We start from the raw sequence: 12,917 nt of genomic DNA on the forward strand, positions 1-12,917 counted from the left end.
CGCGTAGGCTGGGGGCATGGCCGAGAGATCGTGGTCGCTGGGGCGCGCCCTGCGGGGGATGTTCGTCAAGCCCGTCATCGACGAGAGCACGTGGGACGACCTGGAGACGGCGCTGTTGACGGCCGACTTCGGTCCCGACATCTCCGAGCGGCTCGTCGACGAGCTGCGTGCGAAGGTCGACCGTTACCGGACGACCGACCCGCGTGACCTGCAACGCATGCTGAAAGAGACGCTCGAAGAGCATTTCGCGAAGTTCGACACCACGCTGCGGCTCACCGAACGCCCCGCCGTCGTTCTCGTCGTGGGCGTGAACGGCGTCGGCAAGACGACCACGATCGGCAAGTTCGCGCATTTCCTCCGCCGGTACGACCGGTCCGTCGTGGTGGGAGCGGCGGACACGTTCCGCGCGGCCGCCGTCGATCAGTTGGCGACCTGGGCGGAGCGGGGTGGGGCCACGATCGTCCGCCCGCAGCACGAGGGGCAGGATCCCGCATCCGTGGCGTACCAGACGGTGGAGCACGCGAAGGCGGCGGGGACGGAGATCGTGCTGATCGACACCGCCGGGCGGCTTCACACCAAGGGCGGCCTGATGGACGAACTCGGCAAGATCCGTCGCGTCGTGGAGAAGCAGGCTCCGATCAGCGAGGTGCTGCTGGTGCTCGACGCGACGACGGGTCAGAACGGGCTGTTGCAGGCGCAGGCCTTCCTCGAGCAAGCGGGTGTCACGGGCCTCGTGCTGACCAAGCTCGACGGGTCGGCCAAGGGCGGCTTCGTGCTGGCGGTGCAGGAACGCACGGGAATCCCGGTCAAGCTGCTCGGTCAGGGCGAGGGCATCGGTGACCTGACCGGCTTCACCCCGCACGTATTCGTCGACGCGCTCGTCGGCTGAACCGCCCTTCCCGCGGCGGCGCGCCGCGCGTCGGACTTCCTCCTCGACGGCCGTGCTGATTACATGGGGGGATGGCGATCGAGCACGACTTCTTCGGCCTCCTCGAGTCCGGGCCCGACGGATCCATCTTCTGGTCCGAGAACGTGGAGTTCGGCGACCAGTCGGTCACCGTGGATCTCACCGCGCCCGACCAGGAGGACGTCTCCCAGGGGGCGCTCGACGTCGCGGCGTCGCTCGTCTCGTCGCTCGAGAGTCTCGACATGCTGGCGCGGAACGCAATGATCACCGAACTCGACGACCGCACGAGCGAGGTGACCGAGTACATCCTGCAGCAGCAGGCTCGTTTCGGTGAGACCCTGCCCGACCTCCTCGTCGATCTCTCGGGAGACGTGCACGTGGACGTCATCCGGTCGTTGCAGTTCACGAGCATGACGATCCTCGCCGACGAACACGGCGGCTCCGATCCGTTCGCGGTGCTCGAATACGCGCTCGACGCCGACGAGACCGACGACGTGCTGCTGGTGAACCTCGACTCCGAAGGCAAGGTGCAGTCGGTCACGAGCGCCGACTGAGTCCTCTCAGAAGGTGCGCGCGGCCTGCACGAGTTCGCGCGTGAACGCTTCCCTCGGGCGGGCGAACACCTCTTCGGTCGGTCCGGTCTCGACGATTCTGCCGGCGCGCATCACGGCGACCCGGTCGCTGATCTTCCGGATGACCGCGAGATCGTGGGAGATGAACACGAGTCCCAGACCCGTCTGACGCTGCAGAGTCATCAGCAGCTCGAGGATGCCCGCCTGGGTCGTGACGTCGAGCGCCGAAACGGGTTCGTCGCAGACCAGGAGATCGGGATCGGCGGCGAGCGCGCGAGCGATCGCGACGCGTTGACGCTGACCGCCGGAGAGCGTGGCGGGGCGGCGGCCGAGCAGCGAGGCATCGAGACCCACGCGCTCCAGGAGCGATTCCGGAGTGGCGGTGCCCTTCACTGCGGCGGTACGGAGGATCCGCCGGACGCTCCACCGCGGGTCGAAGGACGCGGCGGGGTCTTGCGGAATGAGTCGGATGCAGCGCGCGGTGCGCGAGATGACGCCCGCGTCGGGGGATTCCGCGCCGACGAGCAGGCGCGCGAGCGTGGACTTCCCAGACCCCGACTCTCCGACGACCCCGATCGTCTCTCCTGCGCGCACCCGCAACGCCACGTCGTCGACCGCGTCGATGCGGGACCCCTGTGCGGACCGGTAGCGGCGCACCAGCCCGGTCGCCGTCACGAGATCGTCTCCCGGAGCGGCGGAGAACGGCTTGGCGCCGCGCGGCGCGGCCGCGACGAGAGCACGGGTCACGTCGTGTCGGGGGGCGGAGAGGACCTCCGCGGCGGGCCCGGTCTCCACGATGCGACCGTGATCGATCACGGCGATCCGGTCGGCGATCGCCGCGACGGCGGCGAGGTCGTGGCTGATGAGCACCAGCGCCCGGCCCTCGTCGCGGAGACGTGCGAGGAGGGCGAGGATGCGGGCGGCGACGGTCGCGTCGAGCGCGGTGGTCGGCTCGTCCGCGACGACGAGTCGTGCACCCCCGACGAGCGCCGACGCGATGAGGGCGCGCTGCCGCATCCCGCCGGAGAGCTCCTCCGAACGTGCTTTGAGGTGATCCGCGGCGCGGGGGAGGCCCGCGTCGTCGAGGGCCGAGATCACCCGCAGGCGGCGGGCCGCTCGTCGGACGCCGCGGATCGCGAGCGTCTCACCGACCTCGGCCTCGGTCGTTCGCAGCGGATCGAGCGACTGCAGGGCATCCTGCAGCACCAGGGACACCTCGACGCCGCGGACCGCGCGCCATCCCCGTTTCGAGAGCCGGCGCACGTCCGTCCCGCCGAGTTCGAAGCGGCGTGCGGCGACACGCGTGCCGGGGTCGTCCTGCGTCAGACCGAGCAGCGTGCGGGCGAGGACCGACTTGCCCGCCCCGGATTCGCCCACGACCGCGAGGCACTCGCCGGCGGCGACCGCGAGGTCGATGCCGTGCAGCACCTCGCCCGATCCCGGGAGCGAGACGGTGAGTCCGTCGATGTGCAGCATCACGCACCTTCTCTCGCGGCGAGGCGCCGGCCGAGAACCGTCAGCGCGGTCGCCGTGACGACGATCGCCGCGCCCGGGAAGATCGTCATCCACCAGGCGGTCGAAATGTAGACGCGCCCGGCGTTGAGCATCGCGCCCCACTCCGGAGACGGCGGGAGCGCGCCGAAGCCGAGGAAGCTGAGCGCGGACACCCATACGATCGCTTGGCCGATGCCGAGGGTTGCGACACCGACGAGCGGCCAGAGCGCGTTGGGGGCGATGTGCCGGCGGAACACCTGCCACACCGGTGTTCCCTCCAGGCGGGCGTAGGCGACGTAGTCGCTTCGCGCGACCCCACGGACGCGTGCGCGCAGGATGCGGGCGTAGCCCGGGGCGGTCGCCGCGCCGATGGCGAGGACGGCGGCATCCGATCCCGGACCCATCACCGCCACTAGCAGCAGCGCCATGACGAGTGTCGGCAGCGCGAACAGCACCTCGATGATTCGCCCGAGCGCGGCGTCCAGCATCCGCGGACCGAGACCGGAGGCGAACCCCAGCACGAGACCCGCGCCGATGCCGATCGCCGTGGCGGCGAGTCCGATACCGACCGACGGCGCCGTGCCGTGCACGATGCGTGTGAAGATGTCGCGCCCGGACTCGTCCGTGCCGAACGGGTGCCCCCACGCGGGCGGCGAGAACGCGTCGGCGGGGGAGATCGCGAGCGGATCGCCCGGGGCGAACAGGCTCGGCCAGATCGCCGCCAGGGCGATCATGAGCATGGCGATCGCGGCGATCAGACCCGCCGGGGCGAGTCCTGCCGTGACGCTCCGGACGCGGCCGGCGATCAGGCTCACGAGCCGACCGCCACATCGGCGGGCGTGGCCACGGCGCTGCGGCGGGTCCGGAGCCGTGGGTCCACGACGAGCTCGAGCGCATCGACCAGCACCATCACGACGACGTAGACGAGCGCGACGACGACGACCGCTCCGATGACGAGGGGCACGTCCCGCTGCATGGCGCCGTCGATGAGGAGGCGCCCGAGCCCGGGGCGCGCGAACAGGGTCTCCACGACCACGGCGCCGCTGAGAAGGCTGCCGTACGCCCAGCCGGACAGCGCCAGCGCGGGCAGACTGGCGTGGCGGAGAGTGTGCCGGAGCAGCACCCGGGACTCCGAGGCGCCGCGCGAACGCGCGGTGACCGCGAATGGCGCCGCATCCGCGTCGGCCAGCGAATCGCGCATGATCTGCGCGAGGAAACCGGCGATCGGCACGGCCAGCGTGATCACCGGGAGGATGAGCCCCGCGGGATCCGCACCGGAGCTCGTCGCGGGAAGGATGCCGAGGTTCGCGGCGAAGACGAGGATCAGCACCGCCCCCAACCAGAACTGGGGCATGACGGTCGCAACGACTTCCGCCCCGCGCACGAGGGCGGCGACGGAGCGTCCGATCCGGCCGCGTGCGGTGCGGGCGATCAGAGCGCCGGTGAGCGCGAGGACCCACGCGAGCACGAGCGCGAGCGAGGCCAGGAGCAGCGTCGACGGCAACTGCGCGCCGATCAGCTCCATGACCGGTTGGCGGCGCGCGTACGAGTCGCCCAGCTGGAGGGTGGCGGTGCGCCCGAGCAGCAGCGCGTACTGCCAGAGCAGCGGGGCATCCAGACCGTAGGTCTCCCGCGCGCGCGCCACCGCCTCCTCACCGGCCTGCGACCCGGGTCCGCCCAGGATGGCCTCGAGCGGGTCGCCGGAGGCGCGGAGGGCGAAGAACACCACCGTCGTCACCACCCACACCACCAGCACCGCCGAACCCAGGCGGGCAAGCATCCACCGCGCGACCCGCACGGGCGGGATCAGCCGTTCAGCTGCGCGTCGACGAACGTCGGCGTCGCGACCGTGCCGAGCGTGCGCACTCCGGTCACCCCGCGGGTGAGGAAGTGGTTCTGCTGGTCGTACAGGGGCAGGATCGCATAGCTCTCCAGAATGATCTGCTGGGCCTGCGCGTAGAGGTCGGCGCGCTCCGCCGCATCCGACGCCGATGACGCGGCGTCCAGGAGCTGGTCGAGCGACGGGTCGGACAGCTGCGCGTGGTTCGCGAAGTATCCCGACGGTGCCGGGGTGATCCCGTCGGAGTCGTAGAGGATCCGCAGGACGTCCGGACCGACCTTCGTGTACGGCGCGCTGACCGCCTCGTACTCGTTGGCCGCGAGAGCCCCGTACCAGCTGGAGAGGTCCATCGGTGTGAGCACGACGTCGAACCCGACCCCCGCGGCGTTCGCCTGGATCTGCTCGAACAACGACTGCTCCGCGGCGACCGACTGGTTCGTGCTGACCGGGAAGCGCACGGTGAGGCGCTGTCCGTCCTTCGTGCGGACCCCGTCCGCATCCTTCGCGGTCCACCCCGCCTCGTCGAGGAGGGAAGCGGCCTTCGCGGCATCCGTCGTGAATAGATCCGGGTCGGAGATGCCGACCGGCTCCGTGCTGGCGAGGGCGGAGTACGAGCGGTCCACGGTGCTGAGGTACAGCGCGGCGATCCCCGGATCGGGATCGGCCGCGCGGATGAACGCCTCGCGGACGCGGATGTCATCGAACGGCGCCTGGCCCGCGTTCAGTTCGATGCGGTTCGACGAACCGGGTCGGGGTGCGTCGATGTGGGTGATGTCGTCGGAGTTCTCCGCGGCGACGATCGCGTCGGGCTGCGGGTTGTCGATGACGTCGACGTCGCCGGACTGGAGCGCGGCCCAGCGGGTTGCCGCATCCGGGATGAAACGCCATTCGATGGCGTCCAGATGGGCGGCGCCGTCGTTCTCCGTCTCCGAATCAGGGGTTGCGTAATCGTCGTTGCGGACGAGAGTGATCTGCTGCTGCGGAACCCACTCGTCGACGATGAACGGACCCGTGCCGATCGGGGCGGCGCAGTTCTCGTCGGTGCCCCGGGCGAGGCCGGCCGGCGACTCGATCGCGGTCCACTGCTGGCTGAGGGATTCGAGGAGCGCCGAGTCGGGGGCCGAGAGATGGAAACGCGCGTGCGTGGCATCGACCGCCTCGACCGAGGCGACCTTCGCGACGGCGAGGTAGCCGGTCGACGAGCCCGTGTCGGGGTTCTGCAGGTGCTCGATGTTCGTCTTCACCGCGGCTGCGTCGAGCGGGGTGCCGTCGGTGAACGTCACGTCGCTCTTGAGGGTGAAGTCCCAGGTGAGTCCGTCGTCCGACACGGTCCAGTCCGTCGCCAGCCAGGGGGTGATCTCGCCGGTCGAGTTACGACCGACCAGCGGCTCGAGATACTGCGTCGAGATGAGGGCCTGCGGGTAGTTGCCGCCCACGTGTGGGTCGAGGCAGGTGGGCTCGGCGTCGCCGGTCGCGTAGACGAGCGTGCCCCCCTCGGCGGCGGAGGGCGTGCTGGCCGGTGCGGCGCACGCGGTCAGGGCGAGCGCGGTGGCGGCGCCGAGAGCGAGCAGGGAGAGGATGCGGCCGCGGGGCGCGGCGAGGACGCTGTGCATGGGTGTGCCTTCGCTGTGAGGTGCGGACCGCCGACTTTCCGGATGCGGTCCAATAAGTCGATCCTAGGCCGTCGCACGAGAGCCGAGGTCCGTATGCTGTGGGCATGCCCGCATCCGCTCGCTCCGGGCGCCCCCGTGCCTCGTCGCGCGAGACGATCGCCGAGGCAGCCGGCGAACTCTTCCTCGAACGCGGGTACGACGCGACATCCGTCGCCGACATCACCCAGCGGGCCGGGGTCGGGCGGTCGAGCTTCTTCAACTACTTCGCCTCGAAGGCCGACGTGCTCTGGTCCGGACTCGACGACCGGATCGGCCGAGCCGAGGAGGCGCTCGCCGGGGGTGCGGGTGTGCGTGCGGCGCTCGCCGAGATCGCCGAGGACTTCGCCCCCGACTCGCTCGCCCTCGCGATCACCCACGCGCAGGTCATGGGACTCGGCAGTGAATGGGAGCGGGAACGCGCGGTCCGGCAAGCGCGCGTGCAGCGCGCCGTCGCCGTCCGATTCGTGCGGGAGGGCGCCGGTGATCTGCACGCGGAAGTCGCCGCCGCCGCCTACGCGGGAGCGGTGCTGGCGGCCGTCTGGACGTGGGCCGACCGTGCGGGAAGCGGCGCGTCGCTGCCGGATGTGCTCGACCGCGCGCTGGACCTCGCGGCGCGGGCGGCGCCGTAGCCGTAGAATCGGGGAACCATGGCGACTTTCGGCACCCTCTCCGACCGGCTCACAGAGACCTTCCGCAACCTTCGCACGAAGGGCAAGCTCACCCCCGCGGATGTGGACGGCACCGTCCGCGAGATCCGGCGCGCTCTGCTCGACGCGGACGTCGCGCTGGTCGTGGTGAAGGAGTTCACCGCGAAGGTGCGCGAGCGCGCCCTCGGCGATGAGGTCAACCGGGCCCTGAACCCCGCGCAGCAGGTCGTGCAGATCGTCAACGAGGAGCTCGTGACGATCCTCGGCGGCGAGCAGCGTCGCCTGCAGTTCGCGAAGAACCCGCCCACCGTGATCATGCTGGCCGGCCTCCAGGGCTCCGGTAAGACCACATTCGCGGGCAAGCTCGCGCGCCTGCTCGAGAAGGACGGCCACACCCCGCTCCTGATCGCGGCCGACCTCCAGCGGCCGAGTGCGGTGGATCAGCTGCGGGTCGTCGCCGAGCGTGCCGGCGCCGCCATCTACGCGCCCGAGCCGGGCAACGGCGTCGGTGACCCGGTGAAGGTCGCTCGCGACGGCGTCGAGTACGCGAAGCGCCAGCAGCACGACATCGTCATCATCGACACGGCCGGTCGCCTCGGCGTCGACGCCGAGCTGATGAAGCAGGCCTCCGACATCCGTCGGGCCACATCGCCCGATGAAGTGCTCTTCGTCATCGACGCGATGATCGGTCAGGATGCGGTGAACACCGCCACAGCCTTCCAGGAGGGCGTCGACTTCACCGGCGTCGTGCTGTCCAAGCTCGACGGCGACGCACGCGGTGGCGCGGCGCTCTCGGTCGCCTCGGTCACGGGCCGCCCCATCATCTACGCGTCCACGGGTGAGGGCCTCGACGATCTCGAGGCGTTCCATCCCGACCGCATGGCGAGCCGCATCCTCGACCTCGGCGACATCCTGACCCTCATCGAGCAGGCGCAGGGCGCGTTCGACGAGGCGGAGGCGATGAAGGTCGCCGAGAAGCTCGCGACCGAACAGTTCACCCTCGAAGACTTCCTCGACCAGCTTCAGCAGATGAAGAAGATGGGTTCGATGAAGAAGATGCTCGGGATGCTCCCGGGTATGGGGCAGATGAAGCAGCAGCTCGACAACTTCGACGAGCGCGAGATCGACCGCACCGAGGCGATCATCCGATCGATGACGCCGGGGGAGCGACGCAACCCCAAGGTGCTGAACGGATCGCGGCGCATGCGCATCGCGAAGGGTTCGGGCATGACGGTCACCGACGTGAACCAGCTCGTGCAGCGCTTCGATCAGGCTGCCAAGATGATGAAGACCGTCGCCCGCGGCGGGGTACCCAACGTTCCGGGAATGGGCTCGATGGGCCGCCCGGGGGCCTCGAGCAAGCGAGGCAAGCAGCAGAAGGCGAAGGGCTCGCGGTCGGGCAACCCGGCGCGTCGCGCGGCAGAGAACGCGAACGCCCCGGTCGAGGCGGCCGCTCCCACGGGCTCCGGCTTCGGGCTCGGTGGAGCGCCGGCGACGGGGGCCCCGAGCGCCGCGGATCTCGCCGAACTGCAGAAGCTCCTCGGCAAGGGCTGAGGCTACCGGTCCTGCAGCACGTCTCGACGCGAGGGTCCGTTCCGGAACTCGCGGATGAGGTGCTGCACGACCGCGCGAAGATCGCCGTCGGCGGCATCGGCGATCGCGAGCTGGCGCTGGTAGCTCGCACCCTGCGCGACGATCGTGTCGAGGCCGGCGAGTTCTTCGCCGCACTTCAGCTCGTCGGCGATGTCGCGGATCTCGGCGAGTGTTTCGGCGAGGTGGTCGGAGACGAGCAGTTCGCGTCCGTCGGAGCCGACGATGAGCTCCGCGTCCATTCCGTAGCGGGCGGCGCGCCACTTGTTCTCCCGCACGAACCACGGCTGGAGTTCGACGAGGTCGTCTCCCGCATCCAGTCGTCGCGAGAACCATTCGACGAGCACCTGTGCGAACGCGGCGACCGCGGAGAGCTCGGGCAGAGTCGACATGCCGTCGCACGCGCGGATCTCGATGGTTCCCCACTTCGGTGCGGGCCGCACATCCCAGCGCACCTCGCTGGCATCCTCCATGACGCCCGTTCGCACCATGTCGTCCAAGTACGCCTCATAGGCGGCCCAGTCGGTTAGCGGCCAGGGGAGCCCCGCGGTCGGCAGCTGCTGGAAGACGAGGGATCGGTTCGAGGCGTACCCGGTGCGTTCGCCGGCCCAGAAGGGACTGGACGCCGAGAGGGCCTGCAGATGCGGCAGGTAGACCGTGAGGGCGCGGATGATGGGCATGACCTTCGTCACGTCGTCGACTCCGACGTGCACGTGGATGCCCCAGATCATCATGTTGCGGCCCCACCACTGGGTGCGCTCGATGAGGGTGTGGTAGCGCGTCTTATCGGTGACCTGCTGGTCGAACCACTGCGCGAACGGGTGGCTTCCCGCGCAGAGCAGCTCGATGCCGCGGGGATCGGTCACTTCGCGAACGGCGGCGATCGCGTCGGCGATGTCGTCGACGGCGGCTTCGACCGTGCCGCCGACACCGCTGGTCACTTCGACCGTGTTGGTCAGCAGCTCGCCGGTGATCGAGAAGCGTTCTCCGGCGACCTGATCGCCGATGGCGTCCAAGACTTCGGGTCCGCGGGGAACGAGGTCGCCGCTGGCGCCGTCGGCCAGCATGATCTCCCATTCGAGGCCGACAGAGGAGCGCGGGGAAGTCGCGAAAGGCACCGTCACGGGGGAAAGTCTGACATGTGAGCCGGTTCGGTTCGCAGCATGGCCCGTCATCTGGCAAAATAGGACGCTGGATCGTCGTCCGACCCTCTATCCGACCCGATCCGCCCCCTTCAGAGCTTCCGCCGGGTGTGCACCCCACTCTCCAGGCGCCCAGTTCAACCACCTTCCACACATTCAGGAGAATCGTGGCTGTCAAGATCCGTCTCAAGCGACTCGGCAAGATCCGTGCGCCGTACTACCGCATCGTCGTGGCCGACTCGCGCACCAAGCGCGATGGTCGTGTCATCGAGGAGATCGGCAAGTACCACCCCACCGAGCAGCCCTCGTTCATCGAGGTCGACTCCGACCGCGCGCAGTACTGGCTCGGCGTCGGCGCACAGCCGACCGAGCAGGTCCTCGCGCTGCTGAAGCTCACCGGCGACTGGGGCCGCTACCAGGGCGACGCCAACGCCGTCAGCACCGTCCAGGTCGCCGAGCCGAAGCAGCCGTTCTCGGTCGACGCGTCCAAGAAGTCGGTCGTCAAGCCGAAGGCCGAGAAGAAGGCCGACGCACCTGCCGAGGCGCCCGCCGCCGACGCTGAGAACACCGAGGCGTAATCATCGTGCTGTCCGCCGCGCTCGAGCACGTCGTCAAGGGGATCGTCGATCACCCGGACGCCGTGCGTATCGTCTCGTCCACGTCGCCTCGCGGTGACGTGCTCGAGGTGCACGTCCACCCCGATGATCGGGGTCGCGTGATCGGGCGCGGCGGTCGCACCGCCAAATCCCTCCGCACCGTGATCGGCGCCCTCGCCGACGGTGCGCGCGTCCGCGTCGACGTCGCCGACGACTGATGAGTTCCCCCCACACCGCCAAGACCCAGCTCCGCGTCGGCCGCCTCGTGAAGGCCCACGGACTCAAGGGTGCGATGAAGGTCGAGCTCTACACCGACGACCCCGACGGGCGTTTCACGCCGGGGGCCTCCTTCACGCTGCAGGTTCCCGACTCGTCGCCGTGGTTCGGAAAGAGCGTCACGGTGCGCGAGTTCAAATGGATGAACTCCCACGCGGTGCTCTTCCTCGATGGAGTCGAAGACCGCTCCGCCGCCGAGACTCTCGTTCGCGCGATCCTCTGGATCGATCAGGATGCCGAGACCGAGTCGGGCGAAGACGATGCCTGGTTCGATCACCAGCTGGTCGGACTCGCGGTGGTCCGCGACGGTCAGACCGTCGGCCGCGTGGCGCGTGTCGACCACATGCCCGCGCAGGATCTGCTCGTGATCACCGCTTCCGATGACCGCGAAGTGCTGGTGCCCTTCGTGAAGGCCATCGTCCCCGAGGTCGACGTCGCTGCGGGCCGCGTGATCGTGACCCCGCCGCCCGGGCTGTTCGAAGAGCTTCCCTCCGACGACACCGACGAGGATCCCGCCCCCGAGGAGCCCGAGTCCGCCGAGGACGCCGACACTGTCGAGGATCCGGCCCCGACCGACCCGAAGGACTGACGTGCGCATCGACGTCGTGACGATCTTCCCGGCGTTCTTCGACGTCCTCGAGGTCTCTCTCCTCGGCAAAGCGCGAGGCAACGGCATCCTGGATGTGCGCGTGCACGACCTGCGCGACTACACGAACGATCGTCATCGCAAGGTCGACGACACGCCGTTCGGAGGCGGCGCCGGGATGGTCATGAAGCCCGAGCCATGGGGTGACGTGCTCGATGCGATCGTCGCGGACGCGGACTCGACCCCGACGTTCGTGTTCCCGTCGCCCGCCGGTGAGCGGTTCGTCCAGCGCACCGCGCGGGAGTGGTCGACATCGGAACACCTGGTGTTCGGATGCGGTCGGTACGAGGGCATCGACGAGCGTGTGTTCACCTACGCGGCGACGCTCGGCCCCGTGAGGCTCGCGAGCCTCGGCGACTACGTGCTCAACGGCGGCGAGGTCGCGGCGATGGCGATGATCGAAGCGGTCGGGCGACTCGTGCCCGGCGTGGTCGGAAACCCGGAGAGCCTGGTGGAGGAATCCCACGAGGACGGGCTCCTCGAGTACCCCTCGTACACGAAGCCCGCGTCCTGGCGGGGCCTCGACGCGCCCGACGTGCTGCTGAGCGGCCATCACGGCCGCGTCGCGCAGTGGCGTCGGGAGCAGCAGATCGAGCGCACGCGCGCGCGTCGCCCCGACCTGCTCGGCGAGTAGCCGAGCGCGGGTCAGTCGACGCCGAGGAAGGACCGGTCGGTCAGAACGATCGGACCGTCCGCCGTGACGGCCATGGTGTGCTCGGAGTGCGCTCCGCGCGATCCGTCGACGCTCCGGAGCGTCCAGCCGTCCGGGTCGGTGACGAGCTTGTCGGTCGTCGCGAGGAACCACGGCTCGAGGGCCATCACGAGGCCCGCGCGCAGCGGGTATCCGCGACCCGGTTTTCCGTCGTTCGCGATGTGCGGATCGCCGTGCATGACCCGACCGACGCCGTGGCCGCCGAAGTCCATGTTGATCGAGTACCCCTCGCCGTGGGCGACCTCGGCGATGGCGGCCGAGATGTCGCCGATGCGGTGCCCGACGATGGCCGCCTCGATGGCCGCATCCAGTGCCCGCTGCGTCGTCTCGATCAGCCGCAGGTCTTCATCGCGCGGTGTGCCGACGACGAACGATACGGCGGAGTCGGCGACCCAGCCACCGAGTGATGCCGCGAAGTCGAGGCTGACGAGGTCGCCGTCGCGCAGAGTGTAGTCGTGGGGGAGCCCGTGCAGCACTGCATCGTTGACCGAGGTGCAGAGCACCTTTCCGAAGGGGCTCGCACCGAACGACGGGTGGTAGTCGATGTAACAGGACTCGGCTCCGGCCCGTCGGATCATGTCGTGCGCGCGACGATCGATCGCGAGCAGGTTCGTTCCGACGGAGGTCTCGTCCCGGAGGGTCGCGAGAACCTCGGCGACGAAGCGGCCGACGGGCCGCATCTGCTCGATCTCGGCCGGGGTGCGCAGTTCGATCATGGTGCTCCTTGAATGTCTCGTCCATTCTCCCGGATGCGGAGCGAACGTGTCGCCCCCGTTGGTCGGCGTCGCTGTGCGCTCCCGGTGAGTACGCCGGCGCTCCGCCCCCCGAGGCCTGCGGCGGCGT

The 12,917-nt window shown here is 69.7% G+C and carries 14 protein-coding genes; 8 read left to right on the forward strand and 6 right to left on the reverse strand.

Going from position 1 to position 12,917, the window contains the following annotated elements:
- Positions 1-16 precede the first annotated feature (16 nt).
- Together ftsY and LMI96_RS02175 are read left to right on the forward strand one after the other, a co-directional pair.
- Positions 17-889, forward strand: a complete 873-nt coding sequence (gene ftsY, locus LMI96_RS02170; protein WP_223720953.1) for a signal recognition particle-docking protein FtsY — start codon at positions 17-19, stop codon at positions 887-889.
- Between the two features lie 71 nt (positions 890-960).
- Positions 961-1,461 carry a DUF2004 domain-containing protein gene (locus LMI96_RS02175; RefSeq protein ID WP_223720954.1) on the forward strand — a complete coding sequence of 167 codons (501 nt, stop codon included), beginning with the start codon at positions 961-963 and terminating at the stop codon, positions 1,459-1,461.
- Positions 1,462-1,467: 6 nt separating this feature from the next.
- Here the strand turns inward: LMI96_RS02175 and LMI96_RS02180 are convergent, their stop codons facing one another.
- The 4 genes from LMI96_RS02180 to LMI96_RS02195 are packed head-to-tail and all read right to left on the reverse strand — an operon-like array spanning position 1,468 to position 6,426.
- Positions 1,468-2,955 carry an ABC transporter ATP-binding protein gene (locus LMI96_RS02180; RefSeq protein WP_228360337.1) on the reverse strand — a complete coding sequence of 496 codons (1,488 nt, stop codon included), beginning with the start codon at positions 2,953-2,955 and terminating at the stop codon, positions 1,468-1,470.
- On the reverse strand, positions 2,955-3,788 hold the full coding sequence (locus tag LMI96_RS02185; RefSeq protein WP_228360338.1) for an ABC transporter permease: 834 nt from the start codon (positions 3,786-3,788) through the stop codon (positions 2,955-2,957). The genes LMI96_RS02180 and LMI96_RS02185 overlap by 1 nt, the downstream gene beginning before the upstream one ends.
- On the reverse strand, positions 3,785-4,753 hold the full coding sequence (locus tag LMI96_RS02190; protein WP_228360339.1) for an ABC transporter permease: 969 nt from the start codon (positions 4,751-4,753) through the stop codon (positions 3,785-3,787). The genes LMI96_RS02185 and LMI96_RS02190 overlap by 4 nt, the downstream gene beginning before the upstream one ends.
- Before the next feature lie 26 nt (positions 4,754-4,779).
- Entirely contained in the window at positions 4,780-6,426 is a 1,647-nt protein-coding gene (locus LMI96_RS02195) for an ABC transporter substrate-binding protein (RefSeq protein ID WP_228360340.1), read from the reverse strand.
- Positions 6,427-6,530: 104 nt separating this feature from the next.
- Between LMI96_RS02195 and LMI96_RS02200 the strand changes: the two genes are divergently transcribed.
- Both LMI96_RS02200 and ffh read left to right on the forward strand, forming a co-directional pair.
- Positions 6,531-7,094 (forward strand): TetR/AcrR family transcriptional regulator, encoded by a 564-nt coding sequence (locus tag LMI96_RS02200; RefSeq protein WP_228360341.1) that lies wholly within the window; start codon positions 6,531-6,533, stop codon positions 7,092-7,094.
- A gap of 18 nt (positions 7,095-7,112) precedes the next feature.
- Complete coding sequence (ffh, locus tag LMI96_RS02205; RefSeq protein ID WP_228360342.1) at positions 7,113-8,666, forward strand: signal recognition particle protein; 1,554 nt, start codon at positions 7,113-7,115, stop codon at positions 8,664-8,666.
- Between the two features lie 2 nt (positions 8,667-8,668).
- On the opposite strand, the gene LMI96_RS02210 is transcribed toward ffh, so the two are convergent.
- A complete protein-coding gene (locus LMI96_RS02210; RefSeq protein ID WP_228360343.1) occupies positions 8,669-9,826 on the reverse strand; it encodes a glutamate--cysteine ligase in 1,158 nt (385 codons plus the stop codon).
- 185 nt (positions 9,827-10,011) lie between these two features.
- On the opposite strand from LMI96_RS02210, the gene rpsP reads away from it, so the two are divergent.
- From rpsP to trmD, 4 genes are read left to right on the forward strand one after another with little or no spacing between them, the layout of a single operon-like run.
- Positions 10,012-10,422 (forward strand): 30S ribosomal protein S16, encoded by a 411-nt coding sequence (gene rpsP / locus LMI96_RS02215; protein ID WP_223720962.1) that lies wholly within the window; start codon positions 10,012-10,014, stop codon positions 10,420-10,422.
- Positions 10,423-10,427: 5 nt separating this feature from the next.
- The gene (locus tag LMI96_RS02220) at positions 10,428-10,658 is read left to right on the forward strand and encodes an RNA-binding protein (RefSeq protein ID WP_228360344.1); all 231 of its coding nucleotides are present in this window, start codon (positions 10,428-10,430) and stop codon (positions 10,656-10,658) included.
- Complete coding sequence (gene rimM / locus LMI96_RS02225; RefSeq protein ID WP_223720964.1) at positions 10,658-11,305, forward strand: ribosome maturation factor RimM; 648 nt, start codon at positions 10,658-10,660, stop codon at positions 11,303-11,305. The genes LMI96_RS02220 and rimM overlap by 1 nt, the downstream gene beginning before the upstream one ends.
- Position 11,306: 1 nt before the next feature.
- Positions 11,307-11,996, forward strand: coding sequence for a tRNA (guanosine(37)-N1)-methyltransferase TrmD (trmD, locus tag LMI96_RS02230; protein WP_223720965.1), 690 nt, complete (start codon positions 11,307-11,309; stop codon positions 11,994-11,996).
- An 11-nt stretch (positions 11,997-12,007) separates the two neighbouring features.
- Here trmD and map read toward each other — a convergent pair whose 3' ends face one another.
- Positions 12,008-12,790 carry a type I methionyl aminopeptidase gene (map, locus tag LMI96_RS02235; RefSeq protein ID WP_223720966.1) on the reverse strand — a complete coding sequence of 261 codons (783 nt, stop codon included), beginning with the start codon at positions 12,788-12,790 and terminating at the stop codon, positions 12,008-12,010.
- Positions 12,791-12,917: the final 127 nt, after the last annotated feature.

It is taken from the genome of Microbacterium sp. cx-59, from assembly GCF_020805625.1.
In the GTDB taxonomy this organism is placed as follows: domain Bacteria; phylum Actinomycetota; class Actinomycetes; order Actinomycetales; family Microbacteriaceae; genus Microbacterium.